Annotated in this window: 13 protein-coding genes and 1 pseudogene; 4 read left to right on the top strand and 10 right to left on the bottom strand. The window is 73.8% G+C overall.

Features of this window, described 5'->3' with window-relative positions; translation table 11 throughout:
* Positions 1–148: 148 nt before the first annotated feature.
* The 5 genes from ppdK to ACWGKU_RS11370 form a co-directional block, all read right to left on the bottom strand.
* On the bottom strand, positions 149–2,857 hold the full coding sequence (gene ppdK, locus ACWGKU_RS11390) for a pyruvate, phosphate dikinase (protein ID WP_401049659.1): 2,709 nt from the start codon (positions 2,855–2,857) through the stop codon (positions 149–151).
* A gap of 564 nt (positions 2,858–3,421) precedes the next feature.
* Positions 3,422–4,591, bottom strand: a complete 1,170-nt coding sequence (dusB, locus tag ACWGKU_RS11385; protein ID WP_401049661.1) for a tRNA dihydrouridine synthase DusB — start codon at positions 4,589–4,591, stop codon at positions 3,422–3,424.
* 98 nt (positions 4,592–4,689) lie between these two features.
* Positions 4,690–5,556 carry a DUF4097 family beta strand repeat-containing protein gene (locus ACWGKU_RS11380; protein WP_401049662.1) on the bottom strand — a complete coding sequence of 289 codons (867 nt, stop codon included), beginning with the start codon at positions 5,554–5,556 and terminating at the stop codon, positions 4,690–4,692.
* Between the two features lie 2 nt (positions 5,557–5,558).
* On the bottom strand, positions 5,559–6,203 hold the full coding sequence (locus ACWGKU_RS11375) for a response regulator transcription factor (RefSeq protein ID WP_359902950.1): 645 nt from the start codon (positions 6,201–6,203) through the stop codon (positions 5,559–5,561).
* Entirely contained in the window at positions 6,191–7,405 is a 1,215-nt protein-coding gene (locus ACWGKU_RS11370; RefSeq protein WP_401049665.1) for a sensor histidine kinase, read from the bottom strand. Before ACWGKU_RS11370 ends, ACWGKU_RS11375 begins: the two co-directional genes overlap by 13 nt.
* Positions 7,406–7,541: 136 nt before the next feature.
* Here ACWGKU_RS11370 and ACWGKU_RS11365 point away from each other — a divergent pair, with 136 nt between their 5' ends.
* Complete coding sequence (locus tag ACWGKU_RS11365; RefSeq protein WP_452178197.1) at positions 7,542–8,033, top strand: hypothetical protein; 492 nt, start codon at positions 7,542–7,544, stop codon at positions 8,031–8,033.
* Positions 8,030–8,419 carry a hypothetical protein gene (locus ACWGKU_RS11360; protein WP_401050900.1) on the top strand — a complete coding sequence of 130 codons (390 nt, stop codon included), beginning with the start codon at positions 8,030–8,032 and terminating at the stop codon, positions 8,417–8,419. The genes ACWGKU_RS11365 and ACWGKU_RS11360 overlap by 4 nt, the downstream gene beginning before the upstream one ends.
* Here the strand turns inward: ACWGKU_RS11360 and ACWGKU_RS11355 are convergent.
* Positions 8,416–9,300 (bottom strand): helix-turn-helix transcriptional regulator, encoded by an 885-nt coding sequence (locus ACWGKU_RS11355; protein ID WP_401050898.1) that lies wholly within the window; start codon positions 9,298–9,300, stop codon positions 8,416–8,418. The genes ACWGKU_RS11360 and ACWGKU_RS11355 overlap by 4 nt on opposite strands.
* Before the next feature lie 102 nt (positions 9,301–9,402).
* On the opposite strand from ACWGKU_RS11355, the gene ACWGKU_RS11350 reads away from it, so the two are divergent.
* Entirely contained in the window at positions 9,403–10,914 is a 1,512-nt protein-coding gene (locus ACWGKU_RS11350) for an MFS transporter (RefSeq protein WP_452178198.1), read from the top strand.
* 756 nt (positions 10,915–11,670) lie between these two features.
* On the opposite strand, the gene ACWGKU_RS11345 is transcribed toward ACWGKU_RS11350, so the two are convergent.
* Positions 11,671–12,267, bottom strand: a complete 597-nt coding sequence (locus tag ACWGKU_RS11345; RefSeq protein ID WP_452178199.1) for an alpha/beta hydrolase — start codon at positions 12,265–12,267, stop codon at positions 11,671–11,673.
* Positions 12,268–12,563: 296 nt separating this feature from the next.
* Positions 12,564–12,743, bottom strand: coding sequence for a hypothetical protein (locus tag ACWGKU_RS11340; protein ID WP_452178220.1), 180 nt, complete (start codon positions 12,741–12,743; stop codon positions 12,564–12,566).
* Here ACWGKU_RS11340 and ACWGKU_RS11335 point away from each other — a divergent pair.
* Positions 12,709–13,002 (top strand): annotated as a pseudogene (locus ACWGKU_RS11335) (phosphatase PAP2 family protein); the annotation flags it as partial. The gene ACWGKU_RS11340 and the pseudogene ACWGKU_RS11335 sit on opposite strands and share 35 nt — an antisense overlap.
* Before the next feature lie 213 nt (positions 13,003–13,215).
* On the opposite strand, the gene ACWGKU_RS11330 reads toward ACWGKU_RS11335, so the two are convergent.
* Together ACWGKU_RS11330 and ACWGKU_RS11325 are read right to left on the bottom strand one after the other, a co-directional pair.
* Entirely contained in the window at positions 13,216–13,920 is a 705-nt protein-coding gene (locus ACWGKU_RS11330; protein ID WP_401049223.1) for a response regulator, read from the bottom strand.
* A 61-nt stretch (positions 13,921–13,981) separates the two neighbouring features.
* Positions 13,982–15,529: a sensor histidine kinase gene (locus ACWGKU_RS11325; protein WP_452178200.1), complete on the bottom strand. Its 1,548-nt coding sequence runs from the start codon at positions 15,527–15,529 to the stop codon at positions 13,982–13,984.
* Positions 15,530–15,555: the final 26 nt, after the last annotated feature.

Raw genomic sequence — 15,555 nt, 5'->3', positions numbered from 1 at the left:
CCGGCGCGGCACGCGCCGCCGCTCCCCCCCCCCGCCCGGCCGTGTCACGTACGCCGGTTCTCCTGCGCCGAGCTCCGGTGTACGCCCTCCCGACGGGAGGGAGAGCGGTCAGTCGTACCCGCGCGTGCGGAGGGGATGCCTACCCTCCTCAGCGCGAGTCGCTGCCCGCCGACTCGATGGCGGCGCGGCCGGCCTCCAGGCGCGCCACCGGGATCCGGAAGGGGGAGCAGGAGACGTAGTCCAGCCCCACCTCGTGGAAGAAGTGGACCGAGTCCGGGTCGCCGCCGTGCTCGCCGCAGACGCCGAGCTTGAGGTCGGGGCGGGTGGCCCGGCCGGCCTCGACGGCGTGCTTGACCAGCGAGCCGACGCCGTCGCGGTCGATGGTCTCGAACGGGGAGACCCCGAAGATGCCCTTCTCCAGGTAGGCGGTGAAGAACGAGGCCTCCACGTCGTCCCGGGAGAAGCCCCAGACCGTCTGGGTCAGGTCGTTGGTGCCGAAGGAGAAGAACTCGGCGGCCTCGGCGATCTGCCCGGCGGTCACCGCGGCGCGCGGCAGCTCGATCATGGTGCCGAGCTTGATGTCCAGCTGGACTCCGGTGGACCGGGCGACCTCGGCGAGCACCCGCTCGCACTCGTCGCGGACCAGCTCCAGCTCCTGGACGGTGCCGACCAGCGGGATCATCACCTCGGGACGCGGGTCCGCCCCGGCCAGCTTGCGCTCGGCGGCGGCCTCGGCGATGGCCCGGACCTGCATGCCGAACAGGCCGGGGATGACCAGGCCGAGGCGCACACCGCGCAGGCCGAGCATCGGGTTCTGCTCGTGCAGCTTGTGCACCGCCTGGAGCAGGCGCAGGTCGTTCTCGTTCGGGTCCTTGCGGGCCTCGGCGAGGGCGACGCGCACCGACAGCTCGGTGATGTCCGGCAGGAACTCGTGCAGCGGCGGGTCGAGCAGGCGGACGGTGACGGGCAGGCCGTCCATCGCCTGGAAGAGCTCCAGGAAGTCGCCCTTCTGCAGCGGCAGCAGGGTGGAGAGCGCGGCCTCGCGGTCCTTGTCGTTGTCCGCCAGGATCAGGTGCTCGACCTCCTTGCGGCGCTCCTCACCGAGGAACATGTGCTCGGTGCGGCACAGGCCGATGCCCTGGGCGCCGTAGCGGCGGGCGCGCGAGCCGTCCTCGGCGTTGTCGGCGTTGGCGCGCACCGCGAGGCGGCGGCGGCCGTCGGCGTGGGACATCAGCCGGTGCACGGCCTGGACCAGACCGCCCTGGACGTCGGCGCCGGCGTGCAGGGTGCCCTCGAAGTACTCCACCACCGCGGAGGGGAGCACGGGTACCTCGCCGAGGTAGACCTTGCCGGTCGCGCCGTCGATCGAGACGACGTCGCCCTCCTCCAGCACCAGGCCGTCGGCGGTGGTCATCCGGCGGCGCTTGGTGTCGACCTCCAGCTCCTCGGCGCCGCAGACACAGGTCTTGCCCATGCCGCGGGCGACGACGGCGGCGTGCGAGGTCTTGCCGCCGCGCGAGGTGAGGATGCCCTCGGCGGCGATCATGCCGTCCAGGTCGTCCGGGTTGGTCTCGCGGCGGACCAGGATGACCTTCTCGCCGGAGCGGGACCACTTGACGGCGGTGTACGAGTCGAAGACGACCTTGCCGATCGCGGCGCCGGGCGAGGCGGCCAGGCCCCTGGCGATCTGCTGCGACTCGGAGTCGGGGGCGAAGCGGGGGAACATCAGCTGCGAGAGCTGGCCGCCGGTGACCCGCATCAGGGCCTCGTCCAGGTCGATCAGACCCTGGTCGACCAGCTGGACGGCGATCCGGAAGGCGGCCGCGGCGGTGCGCTTGCCCACGCGGGTCTGCAGCATCCAGAGCTTGCCGCGCTCGATGGTGAACTCGATGTCACAGAGGTCGCGGTAGTGGTTCTCGAGCTTCTGCATGATCGCCATCAGCTCGTCGTACGACTTCTTGTCGAGCTTCTCCAGCTCGGAAAGCGGCAGGGTGTTGCGGATGCCGGCGACGACGTCCTCGCCCTGGGCGTTGGACAGGTAGTCGCCGTAGACGCCCTGGGTACCGGTGGAGGGGTCGCGGGTGAAGGCGACGCCGGTGCCGGAGTCCTCGCCGAGGTTGCCGAAGACCATGCTGCAGACGTTGACCGCGGTGCCCAGGTCGTTCGGGATGCGCTCCTGGCGGCGGTACAGCCGGGCGCGGTCGCCGTTCCAGGAGTGGAAGACGGCGTGGATCGCGAGGTCCATCTGCTCGCGCGGGTCCTGCGGGAAGGCCCGGCCGGTCTCGCGCTCGACGATGCCCTTGAACACCTCGACCAGGCCCCGGAGGTCGGCGGCGTCCAGGTCCAGGTCGTTGACGGTGCCCTTGGCGTGCTTGGCCTCGTCCAGGGCCTCCTCGAACAGCTCGCCGTCGACGCCCAGCACGGTCTTGCCGAACATCTGGACCAGGCGGCGGTAGGAGTCCCAGGCGAAGCGCTCGTTGCCGGACTGGGCGACGAGGCCGGCCACCGAGACGTCGGAGAGGCCGATGTTGAGGACGGTGTCCATCATGCCGGGCATGGAGAACTTCGCGCCGGAGCGCACCGAGACCAGGAGGGGGTTGTCGGCCTGGCCGAGCTTCTTGCCCATCCGCTCTTCGAGGGCGTCCAGGTGGGCGCTGATCTCCTCGTGCAGGGAGGACGGCTCGCTGCCGGTCTCCAGGAAGACCTTGCAGGCCTCGGTGGTGATGGTGAACCCCGGAGGGACGGGGAGGCCCAGGTTGGTCATCTCGGCCAGGTTCGCGCCCTTGCCGCCGAGAAGGTCCTTGAGGTCCTTGTTTCCTTCGGTGAAGGAGTAAACAAACTTCTGCTGGGACGGCACGGGTCGGTCTCCTCGTACGCGGTTGCCCTGACGCCGGAGAACATACCCATTTCGAAGGCACTTCTCTGCCCTGAATAGGCCACCCGAGGCTGGTACCCAGCGGTAACCCGCTAGATCGAAAGCACATAAAGGCGTTCACCTCTGTTGGTGAAATCGTCCGCCTGACGCGAGCAAGCGTTCAACTCTTGAACACAAGCAAACCCGAAGATCGTACGATCCGGACGCACGGTAGCGACCGCGGGTCGATGGCGTTGCCCCGGCTTGATTTCCTGCACCCGAATCGCCCGATCACCGGCCGACCGACTTCGGGAAGCGATTCACAGCCGACCTGTCCATTTCGTCCACTGACCGGCCGTCAGCCCCCACCGCGTGTGGCAAGCGTCACCAGCGCATCTCACGGGTCGAACGTAGAGCGACTCCGCCGATCGTCGCACACCGTCCAGAAATGTGCTCTCTCCGTGACATTCGGCCGACGAAAAGGAGCCCTCTTGTCCAGGATGGACAAGAGGGCTGCGACCTAGTGGCAGTCGGCCCCACGGGGCCATTTTTGCCGGTCCGTACAGATCATCCGCCAGAGGTGTCCGATTCGGCGTCCACGCCCGGTCGGGCGCAGTCGTACGGATCGTCCAACCAGCCCTCCGGCAGGACCACCCGGTTGTTGCCGCTGGTCCGTCCGCGCGGGCCGTCCGCACCGTCCGGCCAGCCCTGGGACTGCTCCACCTGGGAGAGGGTTTCGGCCAGTTCGGCCAACGAGGAGGAGCCGGCCAGCTTCACCCGCAGCTCCGAGCCGACCGAGAAGCCCTTGGTGTACCAGGCGACGTGCTTGCGGAAGTCGATCACGCCGCGCGCCTCGTCGCCCAGCCACTCGCCGAGCAGTTGCGCGTGCCGCACCATCGCCGCGGCCACGTAGCCGAAGTCGGGGCGGGCGTAGTCCACGTCGCCCTCGAAGATCGCGACCAGGTCCCTGAACAGCCACGGCCGGCCCAGGCAGCCGCGGCCCACCACCACGCCGTCGCAGCCGGTCTCGCGCATCATCCGCAGCGCGTCGTCGGCCGACCAGATGTCGCCGTTGCCCAGCACCGGGATGTGCGCCGGGACGGACTCGCGCAGCCGGGCGATCGCCGACCAGTCGGCCGTCCCGCCGTAGTGCTGGGCGGCGGTGCGCCCGTGCAGGGCGATCGCCGCCACGCCCTCCTCCGCGCCGATCCGGCCGGCGTCCAGGTAGGTGAGGTGGTCGTCGTCGATGCCCTTGCGCATCTTCATGGTCACCGGCAGGTCGCCGGCGTTGGCGACGGCCTCGCGCAGGATCTCGCGCAGCAGGTTGCGCTTGTACGGCAGCGCCGAGCCGCCGCCCTTGCGGGTGACCTTGGGGACGGGGCAGCCGAAGTTGAGGTCGATGTGGTCGGCCAGGCCCTCGTCGGAGATCATCCGGGCGGCCTTGCCCACGGTCACCGGGTCCACCCCGTACAGCTGGATGGAGCGCGGCTTCTCGCTCGGGTCGAACGTGATCAGCTGCATGGTCTTGGCGTTGCGCTCGACCAGCGCCCGGGTGGTGATCATCTCCGAGACGTACAGGCCCCGGCCGCCGCTCTGCTCACGGCACAGGGTGCGGAACGGCGCGTTGGTGATGCCGGCCATCGGCGCCAGCACGACGGGCGGCCACACCCGGATCGGGCCGATGTCGAGCGGCGCGAACTCGGTGTCGGACGCGGTGGGTGCGGGCGTGGCTGTCATGCGCGGCTGACCTCGGGTGATGGGGACGGGACTCTCCATTGTCCCCCACCCGTCCGCCGCCCGGGTGAGCGGCCGCCACCCGCTCCGAGGCGCTCCCGCTACGGAGCCGACGGCGGCACCGACGGCGCCGCGGACTGCGCGGGCTCCGCCGGGTCCGCCGGGTCCGCCGGTTCCGCGGGCTCCGGCGGCTCCGAGCTCGCCGGGACGACGGTGATCGACCCGGAGGTGACCGCGGCGTGCAGCCGGTTCGGACTCGACGAGTCCACCAGCCCCGTGTCGATCCGGCCGTTGCCGCTGCCGATCTCACTGGAGACCGCGTACCGGCTGCCCCTCGGCAGGGCCAGCTCCACCGAGCCGGAGGTGGCCGTGGCGTCCACCTCGCGCGGGGCCTTCGCGAAGCCCAGCTGCACCGAACCCGAGCCGACCCGCGCCGTCACCCGCCGGGTGCTCAGGTTGGTGCCCCGCACCTGACCGGAGGTGGCGTGCGCGGACACGTTCCCGGAGGTGTCGAACAGCACCAGCTGGCCGGAGGTCAGCTCCATCCGCACGTCCCCGCTCAGCCCCTCCACCTGGACGGAGCCGGAGCCCACCGAGCCGGACACCTCGGTCGCCGCCGGCACCTCCAGTTCGATCTCGGCGCCGCAGCCGACGTCCACGAACGGCAGGACCAGCCGACAGTGCATCCCGACCGTCAGCACGTCGCCGTCGAAGACGGTGGACACCACCGGTTTGCGCACCAGCCAGTCCAGGCTCTGCCGGACCACCACGTGGCCCTCCCGGCCGGCCCGCACCCTGACCGAGGCGTTGCCGGTCTCCAACTGGAGCCGGTGGATCGCCACGTCGTACGGTCGGCTGGTGCTGGTCCGCTGCTGTACCGCCATCGACCAGGTCTGCAGTCCGGCCCCCAGCATGACCAGCACGATCACGACCGTCCCGGTGACCCGCCAACCTTTCGTCCCCTTCACCGCTACCCGACCTCCAGGAAGCGCAGCACCGCCATCACCCGGCGGTGGCTGTCCGCGACCGGCGGCAGGTCGAGCTTGGTGAAGATCGAGTTGATGTGCTTGGCCACCGCACTGTCGCTGACCACCAGCGAGCCCGCGATCGCGGCGTTGGAACGGCCCTCCGCCATCAGGGCGAGCACGTCGCGCTCGCGCGGGGTCAGCTTCTCCAGCGGGTCCCGGTGGCGGCGCACCAGCAGCTGGGCGACCACCTCCGGGTCCAGCGCGGTGCCGCCCTCGGCGACCCGCTGGAGCGCGTCCACGAAGTCGTCGACATTGGCCACCCGCTGCTTGAGCAGGTAGCCGACGCCGCTGGTGTTGGTCGCCAGCAGGTCCGCGGCGTAGCGCTCCTCCACGAACTGGGAGAGCAGCAGGACGGCGGTGTCCGGCCACTGCCGGCGGATCACCATCGCCGCCTTCACCCCCTCGTCGCTGAAGCCCGGGGGCATCCGGACGTCGGCCACCACCACCTTCGGGCGGTGCTCCTCGACGGCGGCCAGCAGTTCGGTGGCGTCCCCGACGGCGGCCACGACCTCGAAGCCCACCGCCTCCAGGACCTTGACCAGGCCGACCCTCAGCAGGACCGAGTCCTCGGCGATCACAGCACGCACGGCAACTCCACGGTGATGGTGGTGGGGCCCCCGAGGGGGCTGAGAACGGACAGCGTGCCGTCGACCGAGGCGGCGCGCTTGCGCAGCCCGGTGAGCCCGGTGCCGCGCGAGGGGTCCGCGCCGCCGACGCCGTCGTCGCTGATGACCAGCCGCAGCCGGCCGCCGGCCGTCCGCACCGAGAGGTCGACCCGGTGGGCCCTGGCGTGCTTGGCCACGTTGGTGAGCGCCTCGGAGACGGTGAAGTAGGCGACCGCCTCCACGGTCGGGGCGACCTGCTCGGAGAGTGCCACGTCCAGGCGCACCGGCAGCGGGGCGCGGGCGGCGATGCCGGACAGCGCCGCGTCCAGGCCGCGGTCCTCCAGGACGGCCGGGTGCAGGCCGCGGACCAGGTCGCGCAGCTCGTCGATGGCCGCCTGGGCCTCCTCGTGCGCGTCGACGATCACCTGCATCACCTCGGGCGGCACGTCCTTGAGGGTGCGCCGGGCCAGGCCCAGGTTCATCGCGAGGGAGGTGAGCCGCTGCTGGGCGCCGTCGTGCAGGTCCCGCTCGATGCGGCGGCGCTCGGCGTCCACCGCGTCGACCAGCCCGGCCCGGCTCTCGGCGATCTCCTCGACCCGCCGCTCCAGCGCCTCCGCCCGGTCCGGGCCGAGCAGCCGCCGGGCCACCCACACCTCCAGCCGGGCCAGCTGGGTGCCCGCCGGCGGGAGGACCGCCAGCAGCAGCAACCCACCGAGGGTGACCAGGACGTCCTCCCCGGCCAGGCCGGAGCGCACCGCCGTGCCGGCGGGCAGCAGCCACATCCAGCCGTACACGGTGGCCAGCACCACGGCGGCCGCCCAGGCGTACAGCACCGCCAACGCGCCCGCCGCCAGCAGCGGACCGGCCACCAGGTGGTGGAGGGCCTGGCGCCAGGTCATCCCCAGCAGCCAGGCCTGACGCCCCGTCGGCGGGCGCAGCGGCGGCACCTCCACCCCGTGCAGGGCGCGCAGCCGGCCGCGTTGGAGGGCGGTCAGCGGGCGGGCGCAGAGCAGGACGGCGGCGAGCACCGGGAAGAGCAGCGTCGACTCGGTGACGGCCAGCCAGACCGGCAGCGCCATGGGTATTCCGGCGGCGGTGAAGCGGACGTCCCGCCAGACCTCGGGCGACCACGGTGGGCGCCGGAGGCTCCTGACGAGCGCTCGGCGCAACGTGGTGGAGGACATGCCGAACAGCGTAGGGCCCGATGATCACGGGCCGCCATGAAGGGGGGTGCCGGGTGGGGGGTGTAGCTGGATACACCCCCGATTCGGTGTGGAGCACCACCGACAGGACCGGGGTCCCGGCGGAAGGCTTGAGGGCATGACGAGCACCGCATCGCACTCCGCCACTGCGCCGAACGGGCGGCCCGGTCCCGGAGGTGCCTCCGCAGCCCCGGAGGGGGCGCTGCCGGCCGGGGCCGGGCCCTGGTCGGTCCGCAGCGCCGGGTCCGGCCGCGGCCGGGCCGCGCTGGAGCTGTACCAGTACGGGGAGTTGACCGACGTCCTGGTCGCCGCCCGGCTCACCCCGCACCTGCTGCGCGGGGCCCGGCACTGCCCGTCCACCGGGCGGAACCGGTACGTGCTGGCCTGGGGCCGGCTGGCGGCCGACGGCGTCGCACCCGCGGTGGTGTTCACCGGGCGGCGGCCGTTCCGCCGGGCGCGGTCGACGGCCGAGGTGGCCGTGGTGGCCGTGGTGGCCGACCGGTTCTGGATCGCCTGGGCCGAGGGCCCGTTCGACGCGGTGCGGGTCGAACACTCGGCGGGCGGGACGGCCGAGCGGCTGCCGCTGGAGCGGGTGCGGGGCATCGCATGAGTACCGCCGTCCTCTCCGTCCGCCCCACCTCCTCGTACGCCCCGCCCGCGCGCCTCGGCCGGCTCCCGGTCATGGCCGCGGTCGCGCTGCTGCCCTGGCTGGCGGTCCTCGCCGTCTGCCACGAGACCCCCTGGGTCGTGCTCGACCTCACCGAGTTCGCCGCCCTGCTCTCGCTGGACGCGCTGCTGCGCCGGCGCAGCCCCGCCGCGCTCTGGGCCGGCGCGGCGGTGGCCCTGCTGCTCGCCGGGGACGCCCTGGCCGACATCGCCTGCGCCGGGCCGGGCCTCCCGATGCTCGCCGCGCTGGTCATGGCCACCTGCATCGAACTGCCGCTCGCCGTGGTGTGCCTGTGGCTCGGCCGGGACGCGGCACTGCGGACCGCCTAGGGCGTCGGCAGCTCGTCCATCAGCGCGCGGGTCCCGTCGTCCAGCGGGGTGTACGTGATCATCCGTGTCCCCAGCTGCGGACTGAGCCAGAAGTTGGTGTACTCGCAGCGCAACAGCCCGACCCCCGGCACCTGGAACCGCTTGATCCCGTTGCCCGGCCGCATCACGTCGTGCCGCTGCCAGAGCTCCGCGAAGTCCGGCGAGGCCTTGAGCACCCGGGCCACCAGCGCCTTCCAGGCCGGCTCCGAGCTGTGGTCGGCCATCGCCGAGCGGAACCGGGCCACCATGCCGAGGCGCTCGGTGCGGTAGTCGATCAGCACGTCGCGGAACTGCGAGGGCGTGAACGCCATCCACATCAGGTTCCGGTCCTCCGGGGCCAGCCGGTCGAGGTCACCGACGATCGCGGTGTACTGGGCGTTGTGCGCCAGCACGTCGTAGCGGGAGTTGAGCACCACCGCCGGGTACGGCGCCAGCCGCTCCAGCAGCAGCCGCACGCTCGGGGTCACCGAGGGGCACTCCCTCACCGGCACCGGGTCGTCCGTGCCGGCCAGGGTGAACAGGTGGGCCCGCTCGCTCGGGTCCAGCAGCAGCGCCCGGGCCACCGAGTCCAGCACCTGGGTGGACACCTGGATGTCCCGCCCCTGCTCCAACCACGTGTACCAGGTCACCCCGACCGCGGCGAGCTGCGCGACCTCCTCCCGGCGCAGCCCCGGCGTCCGGCGGCGCCCGGTCATCGGCAGGCCCACCTGCTCGGGCGTCAGGCGCTCGCGGCGGCTGCGCAGGAACGCGGCCAGCTCGTGCCGGCGGGCTTCGTCGGGAGTGGCCGGGCGCGGACCGGCCGAACCGGTGCGGGCTTGCGCGGGAGGTGTGGCGAGGCTCATGCTCCCCAGCATGCGACAGCCGTCAGCCTGTTGCCAGGTACTTCTTATACCCGGATAACCACACTCTGGTACCAGGGTACGACCCGGCGGATCGTAGGACCCGTGACCCGACAACTCGCCGCCGCCCCCGCATCGAGCCGCACCGCCACCCCCGCCACCACCCCCGGCACCGCGGCCGCCCGTACCTCCGCCCCAGGACCGGACGGCCCCGCCACCACTCCCACCGGCCCCGCCGCCACCCTCGGCACCGCCGGGCTGGTCACCGTCCTGCTCGGCGCCTTCCTGCCGATGCTCGACTTCTTCATCGTCAACGTCGCCCTGCCCACCATCGACCACGACCTGGCCGCCGGGCCCGCCGTCCTCGAACTGGTCGCCGCCGGCTACGGCATCGCCTTCGCCGTGCTGCTCGTCCTCGGCGGACGCCTCGGCGACAACTACGGGCGCCGCCGACTCTTCGTCGTCGGCGCCGTCGCCTTCGCCCTCACCTCACTGGCCTGCGGCCTCGCCCCCGGCGCGTGGTCCCTGGTCGCCGCCCGGGCCGCCCAGGGCGCCTCGGCCGCACTGCTGATCCCGCAGGTGCTCGGCACCATCACCGCCGCCACCGAGGGCGCCCGGCGCGGCCGCGCGCTCAGCGTCTACGGCGCGGTCGGTGGGATCTCGGTGGTGATCGGGCAGGTGCTCGGCGGCATGCTGGTCGCCGCCGACCTGTTCGGCACCGGCTGGCGCTCGGTGTTCCTGCTGAACGTGCCGTTCGCGCTGCTCGCCGTGGTGCTCGCGGTCCGCTACGTCCCGGAGAACAGGGCCGCCACGGCCGCCCGGGTCGACGTCCCCGGCACCGTCCTGCTCACCGCCACGCTGCTCTCCCTGCTCATCCCGCTGATGGAGGGCCGTGCCGCCGGCTGGCCGCTCTGGTCCTGGGTGCTGCTGGCCCTGTTCCCCGTCCTCGCCGTCGCTTTCGGTACCGTCGAACGCCGCGCCGAGCGGCGCGGGGACACCCCGCTGGTGCCGCCGTCCCTGCTGCGCATCCCGGAGATGCGACGCGGCCTCGGCATCGCGCTCCCCTACTTCGCGGGCTTCGGCGGCTTCATGTTCGTCATCGCGGTCGCCCTCCAACAGGGCCTCGGGCTCGGCCCGGTCGCGGCCGGCTGGGCGCTCGTCCCGATGGCCGTCGGCTACTTCTGCGCCTCGCTGGCCGGCCCGCGGCTGATCGGCCGCTGGGGCAGCCGGGTGCTCAGCGCCGGTGCCGTCGTCCAGGCCACCGGCCTCGCCACCCTCGCCCTGACCGTCCTGGCCGACTGGTCGCACTTCTCCCCGCTGCGGATGGCCCCGGGCGTCGCCCTCGCCGGCATCGGGCAGGGCCTGATCGGCACCCCGCTGTTCCGGGTCGTCCTCTCCACGGTGCCCGCCGCCCGGGCCGGCGTCGGCAGCGGCGTCCTCGCCACCGGGCAGCAGTCCAGCCTCGCCCTCGGCGTCGCCACCCTCGGCACCCTCTACCTCTCCCTCTCCCCCGTCCTCGGCATGGACCGCGCCCTCGCCCTGTGCCTGGGCATCCAGCTCCTCGGCTCCTTCACCATCCTCTACCTGACCACCCGTCTCCCCCGCTCCATTGGCTGAACCCCGGCCTGCGGGGCCACCCTGGCCCCGGCGACGGCGACGGCGACGGCGAAACGGCCCCGCGATCGGTACCACCGGCCGCGGGGCCGTCGGCGCTCCCGGGGCCGGCCCGGCCGGGGGCATCGCCCAGTCGCTGCTCGTCACCTGCTGGCACGTCGGCATCGCCACCGGCGGCCTGGCCGGCGGCCTCCTCCTCGACCACGTCCGCCCGACCGCCCTGCCCTGGTCCGCCCTCGCGCTGCTGGCCGTCCGCGCGGCCGCCACCCTCGTGGCCGCGCCGCACGCCCGCCGTGCCGTGGGGCCCGCGACAGCCGGAGTCCCCGTTCGCCGACGCCCTGCTCACCATGCGGGAGGAGGACCGTTGATCCACCTCGACTCCTGCGCGCTCCTCACGCTCCTGATCCCTGAGAACGAATCCACCGCTCCGCGCGCATTCCTCTCCTCGCACGGCTCCGCGAGCCGTGCGACCGGCGCGCCGGCCAGGTCGAGGCACCACCCGCACTGATCCGGGTCGGCGCACCACGGGACGTGCCGGACACGCCGGCCGACCTGCTCGACCGGCTGCTCCGCGTCCGGCGCTCCGATGCCGTGCCCGGGGCCGCCTGCCGGACCCCCGACCGGCAGTTCGGTCGCCTCGACGCCGTCGCCTCGGCTCAATGCCGGGTCGGCCAACCGCCTCCCGATGAGCGGGCGTCCGGGAGCACCGACCGCGTCGGGCCTCCCGGACGTGTCGGGACCGACCGCTCCGAAGGCGGGCTACCGTCCCGCGTCCAGGGCCGCGACGAAGCGGTCCAGCCGGGAGGTGACCTGCCGCAGGGCGTCGATCGAACCCACGGGGTCGTCGGGCAGTTCGAGGCCGTGGTCGGCGGCGGGCAGTTCGAGGACCTCGTGGCCGGTCGCGTCGGCGGTCGGGCGGCTCCACAGCCTGTCGGCGGCGCCGCCGACGAGCAGGGTCGGCGCCCCGGTGCGGTGGAGAGCACGGACCACGTGGTCGACGGTCAGGACCGGGGTCAGCCAGGCCGCCGGGAGGTCCCGGTCGGCGGCGACGGAAGCGGCGAAGGAGCCGAGGGACTTGCCGACGACCAGGCGGCAGGCGCCGTGCTCGGCGTCGACGGCCCGGGCGGCCTGCCGCTCGACCCAGGCGATCCGCTCCTTGGGCTCGAACTCGCTGAACCTGTCGGGAAGTTGCCACCACAGTTCCTGGACGGTCCAACCGTGCCGGAGGAGCACCGCGCGGGCGAAGTGGAGGAGGGGTCTGGCGGGTGTGTACCCGACACCGGGGAGGACGAGCGCGACGCGGTCGGGGGCACCCCCGAAGCGGGTGGGGACGGCCGGCGGGGACGGATTCGGCATGGGCGCAGACTACGTGGCCGGCGCGTGTGACGTGCTGTCAACCCTGACCATCGTCAGGGGCGCCGCTTGACTTTCGGGTCGGGTGGAAAGGGCTCTTCGGCTTCTACCGTCCGGACCATGACGTACACGGACAGGAATGCGAGGAAGGCCGGCGCGACAAGGGGCGCGGCCAGGCCCAGGCCCGTCCTCGCCGCGGCCATGCTCGGCGCGGGGGCCGGGGCGGTGGCATGGCTGGCGCCGGAGCGGGGCGGCGGGGCGGGGCCGGCTCGGGTGTCGGCCGGGTGGTCGGCCGACGGCTACCGGCGGACGGTGGAGGCCGTCAACGATGCCCCGCATGCGGTGGCCTCGCTGTCGGGGCCGGCCACCGAGGTCGGGCTGCTGGTGCTGGGGCTGCTGCTGGCGTTCTGCTGGTGGACGGCCCGGGCCCGGCGGGCCGCCGGGGTGGTCGCGGGGGTGGCGCTGGCCGGGCTCGGCACGGTGCTGGCCTACGGGGCGAGCGAGGCGCTGAAGGTACTCCTCGACGAGGAGCGGCCCTGCCGGGCGCTGGCCGGGTTGCCGGGCACGGCGGTCGCCGAGTGTCCGCCACCGGGGGACTGGTCGTTCCCCAGCAACCACGCCACCCTGGCGGTCGCGCTGGCGACGGGGCTGGTGCTGCTGCGTCCGCGCTGGGCACTGCTGGTCATACCCGTCGGCGGTGCCACGACCGCACTGCGGGTGGCGGCCGGGGTGCACTACCCCCACGACGTGCTCGCCGGTGCCGCGCTCGGCGCCACGGTCACGGCGGCCGCGGTCCTCACCCTGCGGCCGGCGGCCACCACCGCCGTGACGGCCCTGACCGGGGTGCCGGTCCTCGGGCGGCTGTTGTCGGCACCGTCGACACCGGACCGGGGCACGGCACCGGGCCGGGGCACGGCACCGGACCGGGGCACGGCACCGGGCGCGGCGGGCTCAGTCCCGCGGGCCGCCCGCGCAGGTCGCGCCGAGGGTCAGCCCGGCCTCGTGGGCGAGGACGGCGGCGGCCGCCCGGTTGGCCACACCCAGCCTCGCCAGGATGGAGCTCACATGGGCCTTCACGGTTCCTTCCACCACCCCCAGCCGACGGGCGATCTGACCGTTGGACAGCCCGGCGGCGATCAGCGTCAGCACGTCCCGTTCCCGGCTGGTCAGGGCGGCCACCTGTTCCCGGGCGCCGGCACGCCGGTCGGCGGGGCGGCCGGCCCCGGTGGCGGCCAGGTGGGCGACCACCCGGGCGGCCACCTTGGGTGAGAGGTAGGCCGCCCCTGCCGCCACCGCGCGCACCCCGGCGAGCAGTTCCTCGGGCTCGCCGGACTTGATCAGGAAACCGTTCGCACCGCCGCTGAGCGCGCGCAGGATGTAGTCGTCCTCACCGAAGGTGGTCAGCATGAGTACTCCGGTGGCCAGGCCGTTCCGACGGATCTCGGCAGCCGCCGTGATGCCGTCCGTCCCGGGCATCCGGATGTCCAGCACGGCGACGTCGGGCCGGTGGCGCCGGACCAGTTCGACGACCTCCCGGCCGTCCCCGGTCTCGGCGACGATCTCGATGCCCGGGTCGGTGGTGAGCACGGCGCGCAGTCCCGCGCGGATCATGGGCTCGTCGTCGGCGAGCAGCACCCGGATCGGTGCGGTGGTCATCGGCGGCTCCTGTCGGTCGCTCGGTACGGAGGTGGTGCGGGGAAGGAGGTCGTACGGGAGGTCAGGAGACGAGCACATCACGCGAGACCAGCCGGGAGTCCCGGAAGCAGAGCCGGTAGGCGTCGCCGGCCCGGTCCACGAACAGCTGGGCGGTGATGGCGTAGTACGTGCACGAGACCCCCTCTCCCGCCGGCGGTGCCGGCGTCGACGGCCCGCTCGGCGGGCGGTACGGCAGCCGGTGGCCCGGCAGCAGCCGCTCGACCGAGGCCTGCTCCTGCCCCACCTGGAGGGAGGCGAAGACCCCCGGGTCCAGCACCGACAGGCTGACCACGTAGAGCGTCCATACTCGCAGCGCCACGGTGAGCAGCACGGCCGTCGTCAGCGGGACGAGCACCACGGCGGCCAGCGTCCGGCCCACCCTGCGCCGCGCCTGCCGCAGTTCGCGGACCGGCGACGGCGGAGCGGGGGGCAGCGGCGGGACGGGCCCGGCGGCACGGCGCGGCAGGTCGGCCACGACCTCGAACCCGCCGTCCGCGCGGGCCCCGTGGGCAAGGGTGCCGCCCGCGAGCCGGACCCGCTCAGCCAGCCCGACCAGGCCGCGACCGCCGGTGGGCGGCGCGGCGGGCACGGCGGCGGAAGCTGCGGTGGGGGTGCCGGTGGACGCTCCGGTGGGCGTTGCGCCGCGCGCGGTTGACGCGGGTGCCGGCGACGCCGCACCGAGGGCGGCGGGCGCGGGTACGGGCACAGTCGCGGGTGCGGGCACAGTCGCGGGCGCGGGGCCGTTGGCCACCCGCAGGCGGACGCCGTCGTCCGAGTACGCCACCTCCACGGTGACGGACGCTCGCGGTGCGTGCTTGGCGGCATTGGTCATGGCCTCCTGCACCACCCGGTACGCGGCGTGCTCGGTGGCGCGCGGGAGCCCGTCCGGCTCCCCGCTGATCTCCGAGCGGACGTCCAGTCCGGCGGCGGCCGCCTCGGCGACGAGCTGCGGGATGTCCGCGTCGGCCGGCCCGTGGGCCGTGGGAGTGCCGCCCTCCCCCTCGTCGCCGTCGCGCAGGATGCCGATCACCTCGCCGAGCCGATCGACGGCGGCGGCCGCACCCGCCCGGATCTCCTGGACGGCCTCCCGGTGGGGCGGGGCCAGGCCGGGGGCGAGCTTGAGGGCCCCGGCGCGCAGGGCGATCAGACTGAGGTCGTGCCCGAGGGCGTCGTGCATGTCCTGGGCGATCCGGGCCCGTTCGCGCAACCGGGCCTGCTCCGCGACAAGTTGCCGCTCGCGCTCCAGCCGCTCGGCCCGCTCCCACCCGGCCCGCACGAGCTCCTGCGACTGCCGCCAGAACCGGCCCAGCAGCCACGGGCCCATCCCGGTGCTCACGGCGAGCGCGACGAACCGCAGGCCCAGAACGATCCAGGAGGGCACCGAGCCGACCACCAGCACCCCGGCCGCCACCAGGACGCCGAACACCACCGCCGCCGGCCGTACCCGCTCCATCCGCAGCCCGGCCAGGAAGGAGACCCCGATCGCGGGCAGCGCCCACCAGAGGCTCGTGACACCCAGCCCGATACACACCGCCGCCACCACGGGCAGCGCCGCCCCACTCATCCGCATGCCCACGACCCTACGAAAGCCGTTGC

The organism is Kitasatospora sp. NPDC054768 (genome assembly GCF_053612025.1).
The sequence above is the reverse complement of the archived record's forward strand: the minus strand, read 5'-3'. Positions and strand labels throughout refer to the sequence as shown.

Bases quoted from the DNA above. Each gene is read 5' to 3' on its own strand.
- dusB (WP_401049661.1), bottom strand. From the start codon at position 4,591: ATGACAGCCACGCCCGCACCCACCGCGTCCGACACCGAGTTCGCGCCG.
- ACWGKU_RS11370 (WP_401049665.1), bottom strand. From the start codon at position 7,405: ATGTCCTCCACCACGTTGCGCCGAGCGCTCGTCAGGAGCCTCCGGCGC.
- ACWGKU_RS11365 (WP_452178197.1), top strand. From the start codon at position 7,542: ATGACGAGCACCGCATCGCACTCCGCCACTGCGCCGAACGGGCGGCCC.
- ACWGKU_RS11360 (WP_401050900.1), top strand. From the start codon at position 8,030: ATGAGTACCGCCGTCCTCTCCGTCCGCCCCACCTCCTCGTACGCCCCG.
- ACWGKU_RS11355 (WP_401050898.1), bottom strand. From the start codon at position 9,300: ATGAGCCTCGCCACACCTCCCGCGCAAGCCCGCACCGGTTCGGCCGGT.
- ACWGKU_RS11345 (WP_452178199.1), bottom strand. From the start codon at position 12,267: ATGCCGAATCCGTCCCCGCCGGCCGTCCCCACCCGCTTCGGGGGTGCC.
- ACWGKU_RS11330 (WP_401049223.1), bottom strand. From the start codon at position 13,920: ATGACCACCGCACCGATCCGGGTGCTGCTCGCCGACGACGAGCCCATG.
- ACWGKU_RS11325 (WP_452178200.1), bottom strand. From the start codon at position 15,529: ATGCGGATGAGTGGGGCGGCGCTGCCCGTGGTGGCGGCGGTGTGTATC.